Source organism: Nocardia sp. NPDC051929 (assembly GCF_044548645.1).
In the GTDB taxonomy this organism is placed as follows: Bacteria; Actinomycetota; Actinomycetes; order Mycobacteriales; family Mycobacteriaceae; genus Nocardia; species Nocardia sichangensis.
The window spans coordinates 324670-343676 of record NZ_JBIUCG010000005.1 but is presented as its reverse complement, the minus strand read 5'-3'; the positions used below and the strand labels follow the sequence as shown (position 1 = coordinate 343676).

General features: G+C 68.0%; 19 protein-coding genes. 8 read left to right on the top strand and 11 right to left on the bottom strand.

The annotated features are described in order from the left end of the window. The 3 genes from ACIHAX_RS09010 to ACIHAX_RS09000 all read right to left on the bottom strand — a co-directional run. Positions 1-1580 (bottom strand): amino acid adenylation domain-containing protein (locus tag ACIHAX_RS09010; RefSeq protein WP_397276684.1); only part of this gene is annotated, 1580 nt, incomplete at its 3' end. Between the two features lie 598 nt (positions 1581-2178). Continuing rightward, positions 2179-2913 carry a cache domain-containing protein gene (locus ACIHAX_RS09005; RefSeq protein WP_397276682.1) on the bottom strand — a complete coding sequence of 245 codons (735 nt, stop codon included), beginning with the start codon at positions 2911-2913 and terminating at the stop codon, positions 2179-2181. Positions 2914-2916: 3 nt separating this feature from the next. Continuing rightward, positions 2917-3639, bottom strand: coding sequence for a FadR/GntR family transcriptional regulator (locus ACIHAX_RS09000; protein ID WP_397276680.1), 723 nt, complete (start codon positions 3637-3639; stop codon positions 2917-2919). 495 nt (positions 3640-4134) lie between these two features. Here ACIHAX_RS09000 and ACIHAX_RS08995 point away from each other — a divergent pair, with 495 nt between their 5' ends. From ACIHAX_RS08995 to ACIHAX_RS08960, 8 genes are all read left to right on the top strand, one after another. Next, positions 4135-4401: a hypothetical protein gene (locus ACIHAX_RS08995; RefSeq protein ID WP_355079431.1), complete on the top strand. Its 267-nt coding sequence runs from the start codon at positions 4135-4137 to the stop codon at positions 4399-4401. 352 nt (positions 4402-4753) lie between these two features. Next, positions 4754-5317, top strand: a complete 564-nt coding sequence (locus ACIHAX_RS08990; RefSeq protein WP_355079429.1) for a hypothetical protein — start codon at positions 4754-4756, stop codon at positions 5315-5317. Then, positions 5314-5964: a hypothetical protein gene (locus tag ACIHAX_RS08985; RefSeq protein WP_364435354.1), complete on the top strand. Its 651-nt coding sequence runs from the start codon at positions 5314-5316 to the stop codon at positions 5962-5964. Before ACIHAX_RS08990 ends, ACIHAX_RS08985 begins: the two co-directional genes overlap by 4 nt. A 16-nt stretch (positions 5965-5980) precedes the next feature. Further along, on the top strand, positions 5981-6856 hold the full coding sequence (locus tag ACIHAX_RS08980; RefSeq protein WP_355079425.1) for a lysophospholipid acyltransferase family protein: 876 nt from the start codon (positions 5981-5983) through the stop codon (positions 6854-6856). Between the two features lie 76 nt (positions 6857-6932). Beyond that, a complete protein-coding gene (locus ACIHAX_RS08975; RefSeq protein WP_397276701.1) occupies positions 6933-8807 on the top strand; it encodes a hypothetical protein in 1875 nt (624 codons plus the stop codon). Then, entirely contained in the window at positions 8804-8992 is a 189-nt protein-coding gene (locus ACIHAX_RS08970) for a hypothetical protein (protein WP_397276676.1), read from the top strand. The genes ACIHAX_RS08975 and ACIHAX_RS08970 overlap by 4 nt, the downstream gene beginning before the upstream one ends. After that, on the top strand, positions 8992-9378 hold the full coding sequence (locus ACIHAX_RS08965; protein WP_379255946.1) for a hypothetical protein: 387 nt from the start codon (positions 8992-8994) through the stop codon (positions 9376-9378). The genes ACIHAX_RS08970 and ACIHAX_RS08965 overlap by 1 nt, the downstream gene beginning before the upstream one ends. Next, a complete protein-coding gene (locus tag ACIHAX_RS08960) occupies positions 9375-10712 on the top strand; it encodes a hypothetical protein (protein WP_397276674.1) in 1338 nt (445 codons plus the stop codon). Before ACIHAX_RS08965 ends, ACIHAX_RS08960 begins: the two co-directional genes overlap by 4 nt. A gap of 205 nt (positions 10713-10917) precedes the next feature. Here the strand turns inward: ACIHAX_RS08960 and ACIHAX_RS08955 are convergent, their stop codons facing one another. From ACIHAX_RS08955 to ACIHAX_RS08920, 8 genes are all read right to left on the bottom strand, one after another. Then, positions 10918-11967, bottom strand: coding sequence for a methyltransferase (locus ACIHAX_RS08955; RefSeq protein WP_397276672.1), 1050 nt, complete (start codon positions 11965-11967; stop codon positions 10918-10920). A 50-nt stretch (positions 11968-12017) separates the two neighbouring features. Continuing rightward, positions 12018-13781, bottom strand: a complete 1764-nt coding sequence (locus ACIHAX_RS08950) for a GAF domain-containing sensor histidine kinase (RefSeq protein ID WP_355079415.1) — start codon at positions 13779-13781, stop codon at positions 12018-12020. 69 nt (positions 13782-13850) lie between these two features. Next, positions 13851-14507: a response regulator transcription factor gene (locus ACIHAX_RS08945; protein ID WP_355079413.1), complete on the bottom strand. Its 657-nt coding sequence runs from the start codon at positions 14505-14507 to the stop codon at positions 13851-13853. Positions 14508-14690: 183 nt separating this feature from the next. Continuing rightward, on the bottom strand, positions 14691-15347 hold the full coding sequence (locus ACIHAX_RS08940) for a DUF2267 domain-containing protein (RefSeq protein WP_355079411.1): 657 nt from the start codon (positions 15345-15347) through the stop codon (positions 14691-14693). Between the two features lie 150 nt (positions 15348-15497). Beyond that, on the bottom strand, positions 15498-16382 hold the full coding sequence (locus ACIHAX_RS08935) for a DUF302 domain-containing protein (protein ID WP_364435377.1): 885 nt from the start codon (positions 16380-16382) through the stop codon (positions 15498-15500). Between the two features lie 62 nt (positions 16383-16444). Next, complete coding sequence (locus ACIHAX_RS08930; protein ID WP_355079408.1) at positions 16445-17452, bottom strand: Acg family FMN-binding oxidoreductase; 1008 nt, start codon at positions 17450-17452, stop codon at positions 16445-16447. 121 nt (positions 17453-17573) lie between these two features. After that, complete coding sequence (locus ACIHAX_RS08925; protein WP_397276667.1) at positions 17574-17840, bottom strand: hypothetical protein; 267 nt, start codon at positions 17838-17840, stop codon at positions 17574-17576. Positions 17841-17928: 88 nt separating this feature from the next. Next, positions 17929-18924, bottom strand: coding sequence for an Acg family FMN-binding oxidoreductase (locus ACIHAX_RS08920; RefSeq protein WP_356968497.1), 996 nt, complete (start codon positions 18922-18924; stop codon positions 17929-17931). Between the last annotated feature and the right edge of the window lie 83 nt (positions 18925-19007).

Genomic DNA, 19007 nt, shown 5'->3' with positions numbered 1-19007 from the left:
GGCAACGCCGCCCGATCCAACTTCCCCACCGGCGTCAACGGAATCTCGTCCAACACCACAATCGACGCCGGAATCATGTACCCCGGCAACGACTCGGAGATGAAGTCCAGCAGCGCCGTGGTGTCGAACTCGGCCCCGATGCCCACCGCGTCCGCCTCGGGAAGCACGTAGGACACCAACATGGTCGTGCCGTTCTGCTGCCGCTTGCCCAACGTCACCGCGAACTCGACATCCGGATGGCGGCTCAGCGCGTCATCGATCTCGCCGAGTTCGACGCGGAAACCACGGACCTTCACTTGGAAATCGGAACGTCCCAATACCTCGATGCCGCCCCCGCCGAGTCGGCGGGCCAAGTCGCCGGTGCGGTACATGCGCGATCCCGGATTGCCCGCCTCGCCGCCGAACGGGTTGGCCACGAAACGCGCCGCGGTGAGACCGCGCCGGTTGAGGTAGCCCTCCGCGAGCGCGGGGCCGGACAGATACAGCTCGCCGATCACTCCGGCCGGGGCCGGGCGCAAGCGGGAATCGAGCACGAACAGACCGAAGCCCGGTATCGCGCCGCCGATGGTGATGGTCTCGCCGGGAACCAGCGGCGCACTGCTGGTCGCGATGACCGTGGCTTCGGTGGGGCCGTAGCCGTTGATCATCGCGCGGCCGTTCCCGCTCCACCGGCTGACCAGGTGCGGACCGAACCGATCGCCGATGACCATCACGACGCGCAGGTCCGCGAGCCCCTCAGGGTCGACCGATTCCAGAGCGCCCGGCGTGATCAGCATGTGCGTGACGCGTTCGCGCCTCAGCACATCGGCGAGTTCGAATCCGCCGAATACGGTCGGCGGCGCGATCACCAGGGTGGACCCGGTGGCGAAGGCGAGCAGCAATTCCAGTACCGACACGTCGAAGTTCGGCGAGCAGATGTGCATCACCCGCGAGCCCTCGGTGACGTCGTAGCGCTCCCGTTCGGACGCCACCATCGCGCCCAATCCGGAGTGGGTGACCACGACTCCCTTGGGCCGACCGGTCGAACCCGAGGTGAAGATGACGTAGGCGGGATGCTGTTCGGTCAGCGGTCGCACCCGATCGGCGTACGAGACCGGGTGCGCGGGCCGCCGTTCGATCCGTTCCCGGTCTTGCGGGTCGTCGAGTTCGATCCACGGGACCGACGTGCCCAGCGCTTCGCGGTACGCGGAAGTGGTCAAACCCAGCGCCGCTCCGGAATCGGACACCATGTAGGCGATCCGCTCCGGCGGGTAGGTGGGATCGATCGGCACATACGCGGCGCCTGTCTTGGCGATGGCCCACACCGACAGCACCGACTCGATCGAGCGCCGAATGCCGATCGCCACCACGTCGCCGGGCCCCAATCCCCGGTCGATCAACTCCCGCGCCAGCCGCGACGAGGATTCGTCGAGCTCTCGGTAGGTAAGTTGGGTGGTATCGGCGGGATCGCCTGTCGGACTGAACCGGATCGCCACCGTGTCGGCGGCGGACTCGACCGCGGCTGTGAGCAGTTGCCCGAAGAGCAGACTGCCGGAACGGCGACGGCGGTTTCCACGCGCAGAACGGCGGTCCATCTTCATTTCCGTGCTTTCTCCTTCAGGTGGTGCCGGCACTCGCGGCCGCACACCAACGATCCAACCCACAACCTCGCTACTTGCTCGCACTGGTGTCGCAGACAGCACGGGAGCTCTCTCGCGAGAAGGCCCGGACTGTTCGGCCCCGTCGGGACAGTACACAGCCGGTAACCCGCTTACGGCACGGCATACGGCGGCGCCGGCGAATTATGCTGTGTTTCACACCTTTCACTGATCAAGTGTGCCAATGCGGCACCGACCCAGACGATGATTCCGGTCGACTTCTTCCGTGGCTAATGCGGCTCCGCCGCGAAGGTTCCGCCTGAAATTCCCAGATGGCAAGCCCGACAGGCGATCACGGCGATAGTTCAGGTTGCGTCTACAACGGTTGCCGTTCCGCGATGGTCGCCTCCTGCTCGAATGGCGTGGCGTGCGCGGTCGACAGTGGTGCGAGGAGTGTGGCCGGCGCAAGGAGGCCCGCGGTGATCGCCTTCATGGGGACGAGTATTCGGCGAACCCCTCCGTGCCGCACGACCCCATTCATCGGGGCGCACCGCGTGCCATCCGGCTCGTGGCGGGCGCCCCGCAGCGCTGTCGCGTCGCGTCAGTGTGAGTCCAGCGGCTGCAACGACCACGAGGTGGCCTCGATCGGCATCGCCGCGGCGGATCGGGCCATGCGGCTGATCTTGGATCCGGTGGTGAATTCGGGATCGGTGCCCATGATGACGCGCCCCTCGCTGTTGACCAGCACCACCCGCTGACCGAATGCCCGGAGTCGCGGAAGCAGGACTGCCTCGATCGAAGCGACCGGAACATCGGCACCGGCGATTCCGAGGAAGGCTCCCGAATCGATCGTCACCGGAATTGCGAAGGTGCAGACGTACTGATCGGTACACGCGTAATCGACGGTCGGCCCGTACGCCCAGCGCCGACCCTGGTCGCGCGGAATCGTGAACCAGTCCATGGCCGTGTAGTCGTAGAAGTACTCATTGTGCGGATTCAATTCCAGCACAAGACGTTGCGGTCCGCGATCGGTATCGAGGAACCACCACTCCAGGAATCGGGGGCGATCCGCGAGAACGCCGTCGGCCATCACTACGCCCGCGCTTTCGAGCAGTTTTCCACGCCGCTCGAGCTCGCCGACGATGGTGTCGAGCAGCGGTGCGAGGTCGGTCGATCGGGGCGGGCGCTGCAGCTTCTCGGTCGATCTCGCCCACAGTGCCGCCAATTCGGCCCCGATGATGCCCAGCGATTCGTAGACCTCCTCGGCCAGTTCTGTGACGGCGTGGACGAGCGATTCGACGGTCACCGGGGTGGAAGAACTATCGGTATCCCTCATCGATCAACTGAGCTCCAAACGTAGGGCGACGAGGCGGCGGATGCGTGATTCGATTTGTGATTCTGCCAGTTCTCTCGCCCGGGCGTCGTCTTCTCTTTCGATCGCGTCCACTAAATCGCGATGCACGGTGGCTTCGGCGGTGGGGTCGAGTTTCAGTCGGGGTAACCAGAGCAGGGCGGAGAGTTCAGCTTGTAGCGCGACCTGGGCGCGGGTCAAACGGGTGGATTGCGCGCACACCGCCATTTCGATATGGAAGCGGCTGTCGGCCCGGCGGGCCGATATGGGCTCGCTGCTGTCCTTCAGCCGGTCGGCCAGGGATCGCAGCCGCGCGATATCGGCTCGCAACCCGCGGCGTGCGGCGAACACGGCGGCGGCTCCGGTGACGGCGAAGTGTTCGTCCCCCAGATCGCGCAATTCTTGGATGCTCATCTCCTGCAAGCGCACCAGTGAGCTGCTCTCGAGGATCTCCGCCGCACCGCGGATGAAGCTGCCGCCGCCGCGTCCGCGCTTGGTCTGCACGATTCCCTGCTGGCGGAGCACGGCCAGTGCCTCGCGCAGGGTCATCGTCGACACCCCGAGCTGACCGGCGAGATCGGTCTCGCTCGGCAACTGCTGGCCGTCGACCATCAGGCCGAGGCTGATGGCGGCACAGAGTCGCTGCACCACGGCCTCGGTCTTCGGGCCGCCGCCCTCGAGGGGGGCCAGCACGGCGCCGAGAGCGGTCAATCCGGCGCTCTCCTGCTTGGACAACGCGACTCCTCGGTGGGGGATGTAACTCGATCCTAGCCAACGAACACTTGAACTATGAACTCTAGAGTTAGAGGTACACGCTGCGACCGAGCGATCCTGCCCCGGTCCGCTGCCGATCGCGGTCGCGCCTGACGCTATGGGCTCCGACTTCGCCCCGGAGGTCTCGGTCGCATACCGGCCTGGCAGTGAACTTAACGCAATCATTACCTGCCACGCGTTGAACTATGAAATCTAATGTCTTATGTTCAGACGCGTGGAACTGCCTTTCTGGGCACCGGGACGCGGCGGCGTCACGATCGAAACAGGATTTCCCATGTTCGAAACGAACCAGAACAGCCATAGCGTGCACTACGGTCGCTTCGCCGCGACCGTGCCGAGTCGGCGGCCCGGCAGGTGGCGCGGAGGGGTATACGGCCGGGGGCGCGGATCGGCGCAAGTGCGAGCCGAGCGTACGACGCCAGGGTTCCGACGATGAGTGACATACGCCATACCGAAGTCGACGGTGTATGCGTGACGTGGCGTTTCGTTCACCACCACCTGATCGCGATCGTCGCCGTGGACAAGGCATCGGATGCTTCTCCGTTGGTCGCGTTCGGCCCCGGCAACTACCCTGACCTCGCGCAGGCACGAGAACTTCTTCCGGAGCTGACGCGGCTCTGGGACGCGGTGCGCCGCGAATTCTGGGACAAACTCATCCCGCCACTGCCCGTGGTGACCAGGCAACGGGCTTGGGCGTGAGCCGGTTACCTCGGTGAATGCACCGCCTGGACCTGCTCACCATCGCTGTCGCTGAAAGCCGCTCGTTTCGCCCTCAGCGGCGGCCGCGCGGCTTCGTATACGCGCGGACCGGGTCTCGGTCCCGCGTGATGGCCCCGTCCACGCGCCGCCGGGCCCGAACACTTCTTCCTGAAGCTGCGCACCTTGCTGTGGCGCCCCGGTCTCGGCGCCGAGCTCGGCGAGGAACAGGTCGCCGCCGCGAACGAGTTCTGGTTCGCTGACTTCACCACGTCGAAGCCTCGTGGCGAACATATGTTTGGGACCACGGTCAGGAGGCATTACCCCAGCGGACAAGCTCGACAAGGAGGTTCAGATGTCGGCTGGAGTATGGGTAATCATCGTCGTCATCGCCATTGTCGTCGTCGCGGCCGTTGTCGCGCTCCTGGTGTGGCCGATGCTGCGCAGACAGCGACTACGCCGCAGATTCGGCCCGGAATACGACCGGACGGTACAGGAGCACGAGGATCGCAAGACCGCGGAGCGGGAACTCGCAGAGCGCGAGCGCAGGCACGCGCAACTGCGGCTACGCGACCTGTCGGACGACGAGAAGCGGGTCTATTCCACCCGCTGGGTAGAGGTGCAGGAGCGATTCATCGACGACCCCGCCGGGGCGTTGACCGAAGCCGACCGCCTCGTCACCACGATCATGTCCGAGCGCGGCTACCCCACGGAGAACTACGAGCAGCAGGTGGCTGATCTTTCCGTGGAGCATGCCGAGCCGCTGGGCCACTATCGCGCCGCGCACGACATCGCGACCCGCCCCGCAGGCACGGCGGTATCCACTGAGGACCGGCGCACAGCCATCGTGCACTACCGGGAAGTGTTCGAAGATCTGATCGGCGTTGGCGGCGAAGGCAAGAAGGACGTGAAAGCATGAGCACCGAATCCGAGCGTCGCCCCTATCACGATGGGGCGGAGGAGAATTCGCCGACAGTAGGTGAGCGGCGGGTCGAGTCGCAGTACGAAGGAAGCGGGCAGGCGGACCGTGGTCGGCAGGCCGGACCGGCAGGCGAAACGGCAGCGGTGCGGCGCGATCCCGGGCAGACCGAGGCGTCCCGCGGGATCGGCGAGGCCGAGTCCGCGCAGACCACCGGTACGGCGCCCGAATCGAACACGCCCGCGGCCCACGGATCGGAGCCGGCCCGCGCGGATGCCTCGCGACGGGATGTGATCGACAGCGAGTGGAGCGACACCGGCACGACTCGGCAAACCGCCGCCCACGGTGCGCCGACGGCCGAAACCGCGGCGGGCGGGCCTGCGCCGCTGTTGCCCGATGCCGATCTCGATCGCCTACGCACCCAGTGGCGGGAAGTGCAGGTTACCTTCGTCGACAACCCCAAAGACGCGGTCGCTCGCGCGGACGAGCTGCTCGGCGATACCATCCACCAGCTGACCACCACCTATGACCAGCGCAAACGCGAACTGGACGAGCGGCTCGGCGACACGTCCGACACCGAGGGGCTGCGGCAGGCGTTGCGTGGGTACCGGGCGTTCTTCGACCAGTTGCTCTCGATCGGCGGCTAGCCGGAAGCCGTTGGTCATGAAGGTCTTCCGATTGGCCGGCGGGACGGTCGACCGGGCGACGGACTGGGTCGCCCGGCAGGTGAAGGCGCGAGTGCCCACCGCCGACCCCGCCGATCGCGACCCGGAGTTCATCGCCGACACCGTCGATCTGGGCTGGCTTCTCGTGCGCCTCTACTTCCGGGCGGAGGTGCGCGGCTTGGAGCGGGTTCCGGAAGAGGGGCCGGTCTTACTGGTCGGCAACCATTCCGGCGGGAACGTATCGCCGGAAGTCTTGGTGACCACGCTCGCCTTCGTCCGGCGTTTCGGACCGCAGCGGCCCTTCTTCCAGCTCGCCCACGACATGGTGATGGCCTACCCGGTGATCGGCTCGTTGCTGCGCCGCTTCGGAACGGTCAACGCCGACCCGGGTAATGCCGAGCGAGTGCTGCGCGACGGCGCGGCGGTGCTGGTCTACCCCGGCGGTGACTGGGAGGTGCACCGTCCGACGTGGGAGGAGGACCGGATCGACTTCGCCGGTCGCACCGGATTTCTCCGCCTCGCCTGGAACGAGCGGGTTCCGATCGTGCCGGTGGTGAACATCGGTGCGCAGCAGACTCAGTTGGTGCTCACCCGCGGTGATCGGATCGCGCGCCTGCTGCGGCTGGATCGGATGCTGCGGCTGAAGGTGTTCCCGATCTCGATCGCGCTGCCGTGGGGACTCGACCTCGGTGATCTCGCTGGGCATCTGCCGTTGCCCAGCAAGATCACCGTCGAGTTCCTCGACCCGATCGATCTTCGCGACGTGCTGGGGCCCGAACTGAATCTGGACGAGGCCTACCGGCACGTCACCGGAATCATGCAAGGGGCGCTGACCAGGCTGGACGAAGAGCGCGACCTGCCGATCGTCGGCTGACCCGAAACGGCGGCGCGATTACGGCCGCTGTCCGCCGCTTTCATGATACCGTTAGTAACATATACTCGCTCGTGTGATGGAGGTCACCATGCGCGACGCCGCGCATGCACGGATCGAATGGTTCGCCGCTCCCGGCACCGAGGGCGGGGGAGCGGCGCTGGACCAGGTGGCGATCATGACCGGCGCCGCCGGACTGGTCGCGGTCGTTCTGCTGTGGATCGGGTATCTCCACCGAACCCGCCGGATCACCTGGTTACAACGCGTCGCCGACCGTCTCGGGCGGCTGCTCAACCGCCCCGGATGGGTGGCCCTTCCGCTGGCGATGTTCCTCGCGACGATCCTCACCGCGTTGCTGGGCTTCATCTGGGATGTCAGCCTGCACGTCGGCAACGGCCGGGACAACGGGCCACTGGCGAATCCGGCGCACTATTTCATCCTGGCGGGATTGTTCTTCCTGTTCACCGCCGGGATGTCGGCGATCGTGCTGCCCCTGGACGAGAAGCCCGGTGTCGCCGCGGTGCGGATCACCCGCACCTGGTACGCGCCCGTCGGCGGCATCCTCATCGCGGGCGCCGGTCTCTACGCCTTGATCGGCTTTCCCCTCGACGACATCTGGCATCGGATCTTCGGGCAAGATGTCACGCTCTGGGGGCCGACGCATCTGATGCTCATCGGCGGCGCCGGGTTGTCACTGATCGGTGTGTTGCTGCTCGAGTTCGAAGGCAGGCACAGCAAACCGGAGCCCGACCGCGCCGACGGCAGGCTGATGTGGCTGCTGCGGTCCTTCGCCTTCGGTGGCTTGCTCATCGGATTGTCGGTATTCCAGGTGGAATTCGACTTCGGGGTGCAGCAATTCCGGCTCGTTCTGCAGCCGATGCTCATCGCCGCCGCGGCCGCGGTGTCCCTCGTCGCCGCCCGTGCGAGCCTGGGGCCGTTCAGCACACTGGTGGTAGTCGGCTTCGCCGCCCTGGTCCGCACCGTGGTGGCCGTGCTGGTGGGCGGACCGATCATGGATGCCCCGCGCAATGTCTTCCCGCTGTATCTCGGCTGCGCGGTCGTGGTGGAACTGCTCGCGCTGCTACCGCTCATCCGGCGGCCGATCTGGTGGGGCGCGCTGTGCGGACTCGGGATCGCGACAGTCGGCCTGTGGCTCGAATCCCTCTGGGTTCGGGCGGTGTACGTCAATCCGTGGCCTGCCGCCATGTGGCCGGAACTGCTGGCGATGGCCGTGCCCACCGGTATCGCGGGTGGTGTCGTCGGCGCACTGCTGGCGATGACGCTGCGCGGCGAACCGCTGCCACGCCCGCCGGTGCGGCGCGGATTGATGGTCGCCGCGGTCGTGATCGTGGCGGCTGCCACCGCCAATGGGCTGCTCATCGACGTGCCGGAGCAGGCCACCGCCACGGTCGCGCTGCGTGACGTCGAATCAGGTTCAGGCGGCAGGATGGTGCTGGCGGACGTCCGCGTCACGCCCGCCGATCTGGTCGGCTCCGACCCCGAATGGATGCAGATCCTGTCCTGGCAAGGTGGCATCGGCAGTGACAGTCCCGGCCGCGGCCTGGTCGTCGACCACCTGCGACGAGTGGGTTCAGGGCACTACGTCTCCACCGAACCCGTCCCGGCTCATGGGTCGTGGAAAACAGTTCTGCGGCTGCAGGACGGGCGCGTCCTGACCGCCGCGCCGATCTTCATGGCCGCCGACCCCGGCATCGGCGTCGACGAGGTTCCCGCGCTCGCGTCGTTCGACCGCCCGTTCATCGCCGAGATCACGGTGCTGCAGCGGGAGCGCTCGTTCGATTACCCGTCCTGGTTGTTCGGCGCGGCATCGCTGGTCGTCCTGGTGTGCAGCCTCGTCCTCGTCGGCGCGCTGTCCTGGGGCGCGGCGCGGATCAACGACCGGTATCCGCACACGAGCCGGACGGCCGTGGCGGAACCGGCGGTCTCGCGATGACCGGGGGCGCCGACAGCGTGGACGTGTTGGCCCATCACTCGCTGCTGCTCGCGATACCGGCCTTCCTGCCCGCCCTGGCCGTGGTCGCCGTCGTCGTGTTCGTCGCCGTGCGAGACCGCCGCGCCGAGGCGCGTGATCGCACATCTGGTTCGCCGTCCGAGCACGGCGCGGAGAAGGAGCGGTGATGGCATCTGTGTGGCGGTGGGGCGCGCTCGTGCTGCTGAGCGGTCTGGTAGTGAGCGGCTGTGCCTCCTCCGATCCCGACACCGCCTCGTCGGCGAGCGGGACGGCTGGAGACTCGGAGAGTCTCGTCGTCGCGGTCCGGATCGCGGCGGGGTCGGTGAGCCCGGCCGATGTCCGCCTCGAGACCCGGGTGGGACGACCGATCGAGGTGGTGGTCGACAGCGACGCCGACGACGAACTGCACGTACACGGCACGCCGCAGCACACGTTCGCGATCACCCCGGGGGCTGGACAGCGGTTCCGCTTCACCGTGGATGTGCCGGGCCGGGTGGAGATCGAACTGCATCACGCGCGGCGAACGGTGGCGACATTGCTCGTTCGCGGATGACGGTTCTCGCGCACGGCATCGGCGGCGCCACGGATCTGCCGATCCCACTGTCGTACGCGCTTGTCGGAGCGGCCTGGGCCTTGACGTTCTCGTTCGCGGTGCTGGTGCTCGCCTGGCGCGAACCGCGGCTGGACCCGCGATCACCGGGAATCGCGCTTCCCTCGGTGGTCGGTGCGATCCTGGACTCCAGGGCGGTCCGGGTCGTGATTTCGGGAGCGAGCGTGGCCGTCACTCTCGTGGTCGTCGCGATCGGTGTCTTCGGAAGTTCGGATCCGGCGCGCAATCCCGTGCCCGGTGTCGTCTACATCTACCTCTGGGTCGGTGTCATGGTCGCCTCACTGGTCGCAGGACCCGTGTGGAAGATCTTGTCGCCGGTGCGCGCCGTGCACCGCGCCCTGTGCCTGATGCGGCGCCGTCCACCCGCCCAGGGATTGATGCGTTATCCCGGTTCTTGGGGGCAGTGGCCCGCGGTGCTGGGCCTGTTCTCCTTCGTGTGGATGGAACTGGCCTACCCGGAACCGGGTTCGGTGGCCGCCGTGACCACCTGGCTCGTGGCGTATCTCGTCGTGAACACGGCCGGACTGATCATGTGCGGCACCGTCTGGGCCGAGCGTGCCGATCCGCTGGAGGTGTACAGCAGTCTGCTGGGCAGGCTGAGCCCGTTGGGGCGTCGCGATACCGGTGAACTCGTGCTGCGATCGCCGTTGAACAATCTGGCGGGAACTCCGGTCCGGGTGGCCGCGGTGGCCGTGGCCGCCACCCTGCTCGGCTCGACGGCGTTCGACAGCTTCAGCACCTTCCCTTCCTGGCGTGGTCTGCTGGCCGACGCCGGTGGCGGCGGATACGAGTTCCTGCCGACCGTGCTGAAGACGGTGGGGCTGCTGGGTTTCATCGTGGTCGTCGGCGGCCTGTTCTGTACCGCCGCGAGGGCGACCGGAGGCCTGCCCGAAGCCGAGCGGAAACTGCTGCCGGCTCGCCTCGCGTACAGTCTGTCCCCGATCGTCGCGGGTTATCTCGTCGCCCACTACCTCACCTTCTTGGTCGAGAAGGGCCAGGCGACGGTGCTCTTGTTCGCGGATCCGTTCGGACGAGGATGGAACCTGGCCGGACTGGCCGACCGCGACGTCGCCTACCTCTTGTCCACCCATCCCGCGGTGCTGGGGACGATCAAGGTGCTGGCCGTGGTGATCGGACATATTCTCGGCGTCGCCGCCGCGCACGACCGCTGCCTGCGACTGCTGCCGCGGGCCCATCGGGTGACGGGTCAACTGGCTTTGATGCTGACCATGGTCGGTTTCACCTTCACCGGTCTCTACTTGCTGTTCGAGTCCTGAGGCACATCCGAATCTCCCACCGCGATAAGCATTTCGCGCAACGTCTTTTTGGAAGGCTCGCCGCCGCGGTGTCCGCGACGATCGCCGCGGAACTGGGCGTGCGGGCCACCGTCGACGAGTTGGCTCGTATCCTTGCGCGCACACTCATCGGCGCGACGGACGCGCTCACCCGGAAGATGCCCGAATTCGCGAATCCTGGGGCCGCTTACCCCGGCGCCACCGCCGGGCAGCTGGGTGAACGCGGATCGGCGAGGTGTAACTCGATGATCGAGCGGGAACCGGCCGGAATGACCGAGCCGACCCGTAGACCGGCCGACTCGGCGATCTCACGCAGCCTGCCGAGGGGGCGTTCCCGGCCGCGGACGTAGCACAGCATCCGCAGGTCGCCTTCGGTATCAGGTGCGCCACCGTCGGCATCGCCGATGTGGTCGAGCACGAGCACCTTCCCGTGCTCCGGAACCGCGTCGGCGCAGCGTCGCAAGATGCGAACGGCGGCCTCGTCGTCCCAGTCGTGCAGGACACCCGAGAGCAGATAGCCGCCCGCTCCGGCGGGAAGGGGATCGAAAAAGCTGCCGACCTGCGCGTCGGCCCGGTGGTCGAGGCCTGCCGAGCGAATGGCCTGCTGTGCACGAGCGACCGGGCCTGCCAAGTCGAGCACCGTCCCGCGCAGGTTGCCATGGGCGCGAAGAAGGGCGACGAGCAAGCTGGCGTCGCCTCCACCCACATCGACGAGGTGACCGAGCGCGCCCCATGAGTAGGCGTCGGCCACCGCCGGGGCATCCGCCGTCAACCGGGAGCCCATCAGAGCGTCGAACGACGCTCCCAGCGCGGGATCGGCGGACAGATCTTCCCAGAACGTCCGGCCGAACTGACGTGGAAAGGCGGGCTCACCGGTGCGAACGGTGTGCAACAGCTGGACGAAGCACAGATCGGCGCGCCCGACGGCGCCCTCCAGATCGATCCAGCGCCGCACCCCTTCCGGATGATCGTCCCGCAGGCGCTCACCCAACGACGTCAGCCCATAGCCGCCGGTACTTCCACGAGACAGCACACCGGCGGTCACCAGGTGGTCCAGCAGACGCCCCAGCGCGTCCCGGTCCGCGTCCACCGCGGCGGCCAGCGCCTCGCTCGTCCGCCTGCCCGCGGCGACGTGGTCGGCCAGCCGCAGCGTCGCGGCCACGCGGATGGCCATCGGCGTCACCAGGTCGGCGGCGGCCCACAGCGCCCCGCCCCATTCGATCGGCTCCTCGGCCATAACCCTCCTCGCTCGTCGGCTCCGGGTCGCCGATCACATGGCTCCGGCGGTCAGCGCAGCGGCACCTGCCAGCACAACCGCGTGCCCGCGGTACGCCCGTCCGGTTCGGTACCGGCCGTGACCGTGAAGGTCCCGGCCGCTTCCTCGGCGCGCCGGGCCAGATTCGTCAGACCGCTCGGGGCGACGTCGGTGGGCACCCCGCAGCCGTCGTCCTCGACGACGATGATCAGGTCGTCGGCCACGGTGATCTCGACCGAGACGGTGTCGGCTCCGGAGTGCCGTACGGCGTTGCTGACCGCTTCGCGCACAACGGCTTCGGCGTGATCGGCCAGTTCGGGATCGATGACCGAGAGTGGCCCGCTGATGCGCACGGAGGTGCGGATGCCGCTGGGCGCGGTCTGCTGGCGGATGGCTTCCTCGATGCGTTGGCGCACCCGCGCGCTGTCGCCGCCGTGCAGGTCGAAGATCGAGGTGCGGATTTCTTGGACGACGTCTTGCAGGTCGTTGATCGCCTCGGTGATCCGCTCGCGCACTTCGGGCACGCGGGTTCGGGGGACGGTGCCCTGCAGGCTCAGCCCGACGGCGAACAGCCGCTGGATGACGTGGTCGTGCAGGTCGCGGGCGATGCGGTCGCGGTCGGAGAGGATGTCCAGTTCCCGCATGCGCCGTTGCGCGTCGGCCAGTTGCATCGCCAGCGCGGCCTGGTCGGTGAAGGCGGAGGTCAGTTCGAGGATCTCGTTGTTGTAGGGCGCCGATTCCACCGCCCGCAGCGCGACCAGCACGCCCACCGTGGAATCGGAGGTCTGCATGGGCAGCACGAGTGCGGGCCCGGCGTCGGGGAAGATCTTGCCGAGATCCGCGCGGCGAGCGTCGTCCACCCGCTGGGGAGAACGCTGTCGGAAGGCCTGACCGATGGTGGTGTCTCCCAACGGCAGCTTGATCAGCCGCTGGTCGTGCGTGGCGCCGGCGGTATGTGTGATCAGAAGTTCGGTGATCTCTTCGGGTGGCCCCTCGGAGTCCGGGACGACCGCGAGATAGGTCCGTTCGGAGCCGGTGAGCCGGTGCGTGGCTTCGACGAGGTGGGTGAGGACCTGGCCGGGGGCGGTGCCTGCGAGGAATTCGGTGGTGATGTCGCGGGTGGCTTCGATCCAGGCTTGGCGGGTGCGGGCGGATTCGTAGAGGTGGGCGTTGTCGATGGCGATTCCGGCCGCGGCGGCCAGGGCTCGCACGATGACTTCGTCGTCTTCGGTGAAGGGTTGGCCGCCTGCTTTCTCCGTGAGATAGAGGTTGCCGAATACTTCGTCGCGGATGCGGACGGGCACGCCGAGGAAGGTGCGCATCGGCGGGTGATGGGCGGGGAATCCTACCGAGGAGGGGTGGTCGGCCAGGTTGTCGAGCCGGATCGGTTTGGGCTGGCTGAACAGTAGTCCGAGCACGCCGTGGCCTTGGGGGAGGTCGCCGATCAACTCGCGGGTCGGTTCGTCGATGCCCTCGTAGATGAATTGGGTGAGTTGCTGGTCGTGGCCGCGGACGCCGAGCGCGCCGTAGCGGGCATCGACCAGCGAGATAGCGGTGTGCACGATGGTGCGCAAGGTGCGATTGAGGTCGAGGCCGGAGGTGACGGTGAGCATGGCCTCGACCAAGCCGTCCATGCGGTCCCGGGCATCGATGATCTGCTCGATGCGATCCTTGACCTCGCCGAGCAGTTCGCGCAGCCGCAGTTGGGAAAGCGTATCCCGCACGGAGTAGGGGTCGGCCGACGCGTAATCAGTCGCATGCGCCCCTGAAACGCCGTCAGCGCGGCTTCTCGCCATGGCTCAAGAATATTTCACCCGGTTCCGGAAATGAACGCCACCGCCGAGTGGATATGGACACGCCACCGGTCAGGAGTCGATGGTGGAGCCGGACGGCCGGGACCGGAGTTTGGAGGCGTAGACCGCGGCCTGGGTGCGCCGTTCCAGGCCGAGTTTGGCGAGCAGGCGGGATACGTAGTTCTTCACCGTCTTCTCGGCGAGGAACATGCGCTGAGCGATCTGGCGGTTGGTCAGTCCTTCACCGAGGAGGTCGAGCAGTTTGCGTTCCTGATCGGTGAGTCCGGCCAGGGGGCCGTCGTGGTGGGTGTTGGCGCGTAGTCGTTGCATCAAGGCGGCGGCGGCGCGGTTGTCGAGCAGGGAGCGGCCCGCGCCGACTTCCTTGATGGCTTTGGCCAGCTCCATGCCCTTGATGTCCTTGACGACGTAGCCGCTGGCTCCGGCCAGGATCGCGTCCAGCATCGCCTGTTCGTCGGTGAACGAGGTCAGGATCAAGCAGCGCAGATCGTCGAGCTTGGACAGCAGGTCACGGCAGAGTTCGATCCCGTTGCCATCGGGCAGGCGCACGTCGAGAACGGCGACGTCCGGCCGGAGTGCGGGAATGCGGGCGAGGGCCTGGGCGACGTCGCCTGCTTCGCCGATCACGGTGAGTTCCGGGTCGTCGGAAAGCAGGTCGGCGAGGCCGCGGCGGACGATCTCATGGTCGTCGACCAGAAACACCGTGATCATCGAGTGTCCAATCCGGGAGCGGGGGTGGGGTCGACACTACGCATCGGGCAGGCCGCTCGGTACGGGCCAAAAGTCCCTTCCTGCGTGGCGACGGGACTCGCCGCGCAGGCATGTCATTCGCGGTGCGACGCACCGCGCTGGGAAGTATTCGGTAGGGCCGGTCGTGGAGCTGCCCGGCAGCGATCAGGTCGGCGCCTCCGAGCGGGTGAGGCCTTCGGCGATCAGGATCCGGTGGGCTTGCTGCGCGGCGGAGACCTGCGCGCTGTCGGGCGGTTCGCCGCCGGAAAGACCTTCCAGGCTGCGGGCGAGCACCGCCACCGCGTCGGTGAGTGCGCGTAGCCGGCCGTCCAACTCGTCGAGACGAGACGATTCCGGTCGCGTGACCGGAGTGGCGTCCTGCTGCAAGGTGCCCGCGAGGTCGGCTCCGCGCAGGACGGCCCGCAGATCTTCGGGCAACAGCGCGAACACGTGATCGAGCTGGCCGGGCGAGAACAGATCGGCCAGCGCGTCGGTCACCGCACCCGCGAGAGCGTAGGCCTCGTCTCGGGAGACGCCTGCTTCCAATGCGAACTGATCGAGGAAGGAGGGCACGTCGTGCGGGAAGGGAACGTGCGCGGGCACCCAGCCCTCGTAGAAGATCCCGCGCAGCAGTTCGGGCAGCTGGGCGCTCAGATGCGCGGCCGCGTTGACACCGATGCGGTCACGCACCGTGTGCAGCCAGGCGCGCAGTGCGCGGTGCGCGAATGCCCGGTCTTCGGTGGCGAGTTCGTCGGTCAGAGTGCGCAGCCACTCGTGCGCGGTGTGCACCGCGGGTGCGAGGGGGTCGCGGTGGTAGCTCATGACGTGTGCCTTTCACGGATGAAATCGTGGTCGTCGAGGTGCGATATCCACGAGACTGCTCGTCCGAGCCGGGACCGGTGAGAGGACTCCTACCCGCACTGACGGGACCATGGTCACCCCGGATGCCGGATCGCCGTGGACGCGACGTGATCACGTCCGCGCGGGCGACGAATCGCGGAGGATCGCCAATGCGGCGGCGAGCCGCCGCCGCAGCTCGCCCGCGACGGACCGCAGCCCCGGCTGCGCGGTGACGCAGACCAGCAGTTCCGGATCGGCGACCTCGACCTGTGTGCCGGTGTCGGTCGAGCGCACCACGAGACCGCACGAGAACATCGCCCCGGCGTGGCGGTCGGCCGACAGCGCCCGGTAGGTCAGCTGGGGGTCGCAGACGCCCAGCAGCAGATAGTTCTCGATCTGTTCGCCGATCGTCTCGCGCAGCGTGGCCTGTAGGTCGACTTCGGCGATCACCGCCAGTTCCGCACCGCGCAAGGCATCCCTGGTTCTGCGCACCGCCTCCTCGAAGGGGGCGTCGAGGTGCACCGCGACGGTGGCGGCGGGGGCAACCGGCAACCGGATCTCGGTGAGCAGACGCCGGGCGTCGGTGACCTCGTCCGGGCCGATGAGGTAGGCCTCGGTGGGGGGACCGATCGGCCGGTAGCCGCTGTCGCGCAGCCATTCCTGGAGCGCCTGATACGCGGCGGCGAGGTCGCGGTAGCTGCCGCGGTGGCAGGTGCGAGCGACGAGAGTTCCCGGCAGGACGACCACTTGCGCGCCGGAGCTGGGCCCGAGGTTGGGTGCGGGCTCCACCGCGACGCCGAATTCCACCGCGGCCGCTTCGCCTTCGAGTGTGTCGTCGCGGAAGGTGATCGTCGGCGCGCCGCTGGCGACCAAACCGGCCTGCCGCACGACGCGGGTCACTTCCCGCATTCCCTCCGCGATGTCCTCGCCGAGCAAACCTGGGTCGGGACGAAGCCTGCGTGCCATCCGCAGCACCGTTTCCGGTGCGGACTCGACCAGGGCGATCCGGTATTCCACCGCGTCCTCCTCGATTCGTCGTGCCGTGGGCGCGGGCCGCCGCCCTTCGGGTGTCGGTGGGCTCAGCGGGAGCCGGTGACGGTGAAGACGTCGGTGACCGGGCGCCGGGGAGTCGGCGGGACCATGTCGGCGTCGTCGGGCGCGGTGCCGACACGGAGCAGCACCTGAGGCGTCGCCGGACGGGGAACCAGGCCGGCGAGCAGTCCCCGGGTCGTCGGCAGTTCGGTGACATGGGTGAGCGCGCAGGTCGCCAGACCCGCGGCGGTGCATTCCAGCAGCACGGCCGACAGCGCCTCGCCGGTGCGTAGCCAGCGTGTCACCGAATCCCCGTCGGTGCCGAGCAGAACCAGCCGCGCGCGATCGTCGAGCCGGGCCCGTCGCATCGAACGCGGCGCCGGGGGGAACGCGCGCCCGACTCCGACCCGGGCGAATTCCGCGTCGGACACCAGCGCGGAGGCCGGCACGCCTTCGAGCGTCTCCGAATGCCCGGCCCACCATTCCAATTCGGTCTGATACAGCAAGTCCTGGCGGCGCAGCGCACCGATCTGTTCCGAAGCGGCGGCGAGCCGAGGCCGGGCGCTGTCGTCCAAGACGTCGAGTTCCACCTCGTGCGGGGAGGTGAGCATCCGCAGCCGGGGCAGCAGGCCTGCGAAGCCCTGCGGTTCGAGCATCGGCAGCCGGTCGGTGCGGCGCCGGTCGATGACGCGTGCTCGGGTGTGGATCCCCTCCGGCGGGTCGGTCCACGGCCGGAATTCGATCACGGCGAGATGGTCGGGTCGCTGCCGATCCGGCACGCGCACCGTGTCGGTGTGCCAGCCTTGGTCGGCGAAGGCGGTTCGCGCGTGATGCAGGACGGCTCCGCAGCTGATCACCAGCTGGCGGCCGTGCGGGTCGGTCGAGGGCAGCAGCCGGTCGGCGTCGGTGTAGAGGTGCAGGCGGGTTCCGTCGAACACCCACCGCCACGGCTGGGTGTTGTGCACCGACGGCGCCCGGGTGGCCAGCCGCAACGCAGCCAGCATCACCCGATGCTCGGGTACCGATATGGCGGGTGCTTCGTCGTTCGCGGTCATGGTTCGAGTCTTCGCGGGATCGTCCGGACCGGATACGGGCGTTCCGCCCGCGACGCAGGGTCCTTGGTCACCGTCGCCCGCCGGGCCGGTGCGAGGCCGCCGTGACCTTCCGCGCGGCGTTCTACTTCTCGGTGTCCGCCACACCGGCACGCAGGACCGTCACGCCCCACCACAACAGCCGCAGCGCGAGACCGGCGTAGATCAACACCGCCAGATACACCAGGTCCGCGCCGTAGTCGCGCGCCCAATTGGGCAGCAACAGGACGAGCGCCACGAGCATCCCGATCAGCATGATCGAAGCGAGCACCACCGCGGGAACCGCCAGCGGCACCGAGTCCGGGTCCGGAGTTCCGTCGGATGGACGTGGAGGTATACGACGGGGTGACATAGCACACAGCCTGCTCGGGGGGCGGGTGCGAGGGGAGGGTACTGCTGCCCGTAGAGCGGGGGCTAACGTCCCGGATATCGATGTGGCCTCAGTCCACCTCGCCCTGTGGACCGGACATCTCGAGGATCTCCGAGAGTGGACGGCGCGGCGTCAGTGGAGCGTCCTGCGCGGATTCGGGTGCCGAGCCGACCCGGACCAGCACCTGCGGCAAGCCGAAACCGCCGGTCAGCGTGCGGACCAGCGCGCGGCTCTGCGGGACTTCGGTCAGGTGGGTCAGCGGACAGGTCGCGTACCCCGCGAGGGTGCACTCCAGCAGCACCGTGGACAGCACCTCACCGCAGTGCACCACGTCGTCGGGGGTGTCGCTGTCGGTGGAGAGGACCAGGATCACCGAATGGTCGTCGGCGACCTCACCGCGCCGGTCACCGGAGACGGTGGGGAACTTGCGGCCCACGCTCACCCGCTGCCGTTCCTGCTCGGAGATCAGCGACTCCTTGGGGACACCGGCGTCGGCGACGACGTGCCCCGTCCACCATTGCAATTCGGCGTGGTAATCCGGGTCGTAGCGGCGCAGCGACGCGGTCATCTCCGAGGCGCGGGCCAACGTGGGGCGGCTGTCGTCGTGCAGGACGTTCAGCGTGGCGTCGGCGGGATCGAACGTGCTGCGCAGCACGGTTTCGAAATCGGGCCATCCGGGCGGCGCCGCGAACGGCAGCCGGTCGGTGTGCCTGCGCAGGATGGCGTCGGCGCGGGCGCGGTCGGCGTCGGTCACGAAATGCGCCCGATGAAACGTGATGGTGGCGAGATGATTGCGACGATTCGGGTTGGGGAAATGGGCGACGAGGGTGCGCCAACCGGCAGCGGACATGGCCGCGCGGAGATGGCCCAGCGCGACACCGCAGCTGATCAGCATCTGACGACCGGCGGTGTCGGTCGCCGGGAGGCGGCGTTCGGGTACCGCGAACAGCCGCAGCGCTTGGCCGTCGAACGTCCAGTGCCAGGGCTGGCTGTTGTGCAGCGACGGCGCCCGGCCGGCGAGGAGGACGGCCTTCTCGATGGTTTCTCCGGTGGGTAGCTCGTTCATATGGCCGACGGTAGGTCTCCCACGCCGATGGGAAAACAGTCGTTGGTCCCGGATCTCGTCGCTGGTGGCCCCCACGTCAGGCG

Bases quoted from the DNA above. Each gene is read 5' to 3' on its own strand.
- ACIHAX_RS08980 (WP_355079425.1), top strand. From the start codon at position 5,981: ATGAAGGTCTTCCGATTGGCCGGCGGGACGGTCGACCGGGCGACGGAC.
- ACIHAX_RS08965 (WP_379255946.1), top strand. From the start codon at position 8,992: ATGGCATCTGTGTGGCGGTGGGGCGCGCTCGTGCTGCTGAGCGGTCTG.
- ACIHAX_RS08995 (WP_355079431.1), top strand. From the start codon at position 4,135: ATGAGTGACATACGCCATACCGAAGTCGACGGTGTATGCGTGACGTGG.
- ACIHAX_RS08930 (WP_355079408.1), bottom strand. From the start codon at position 17,452: ATGACCGCGAACGACGAAGCACCCGCCATATCGGTACCCGAGCATCGG.
- ACIHAX_RS08940 (WP_355079411.1), bottom strand. From the start codon at position 15,347: ATGAGCTACCACCGCGACCCCCTCGCACCCGCGGTGCACACCGCGCAC.
- ACIHAX_RS08950 (WP_355079415.1), bottom strand. From the start codon at position 13,781: ATGGCGAGAAGCCGCGCTGACGGCGTTTCAGGGGCGCATGCGACTGAT.
- ACIHAX_RS08920 (WP_356968497.1), bottom strand. From the start codon at position 18,924: ATGAACGAGCTACCCACCGGAGAAACCATCGAGAAGGCCGTCCTCCTC.
- ACIHAX_RS08955 (WP_397276672.1), bottom strand. From the start codon at position 11,967: ATGGCCGAGGAGCCGATCGAATGGGGCGGGGCGCTGTGGGCCGCCGCC.
- ACIHAX_RS08975 (WP_397276701.1), top strand. From the start codon at position 6,933: ATGGAGGTCACCATGCGCGACGCCGCGCATGCACGGATCGAATGGTTC.
- ACIHAX_RS09005 (WP_397276682.1), bottom strand. From the start codon at position 2,913: ATGAGGGATACCGATAGTTCTTCCACCCCGGTGACCGTCGAATCGCTC.
- ACIHAX_RS08960 (WP_397276674.1), top strand. From the start codon at position 9,375: ATGACGGTTCTCGCGCACGGCATCGGCGGCGCCACGGATCTGCCGATC.
- ACIHAX_RS08945 (WP_355079413.1), bottom strand. From the start codon at position 14,507: ATGATCACGGTGTTTCTGGTCGACGACCATGAGATCGTCCGCCGCGGC.
- ACIHAX_RS08990 (WP_355079429.1), top strand. From the start codon at position 4,754: ATGTCGGCTGGAGTATGGGTAATCATCGTCGTCATCGCCATTGTCGTC.
- ACIHAX_RS08985 (WP_364435354.1), top strand. From the start codon at position 5,314: ATGAGCACCGAATCCGAGCGTCGCCCCTATCACGATGGGGCGGAGGAG.
- ACIHAX_RS08970 (WP_397276676.1), top strand. From the start codon at position 8,804: ATGACCGGGGGCGCCGACAGCGTGGACGTGTTGGCCCATCACTCGCTG.
- ACIHAX_RS08925 (WP_397276667.1), bottom strand. From the start codon at position 17,840: ATGTCACCCCGTCGTATACCTCCACGTCCATCCGACGGAACTCCGGAC.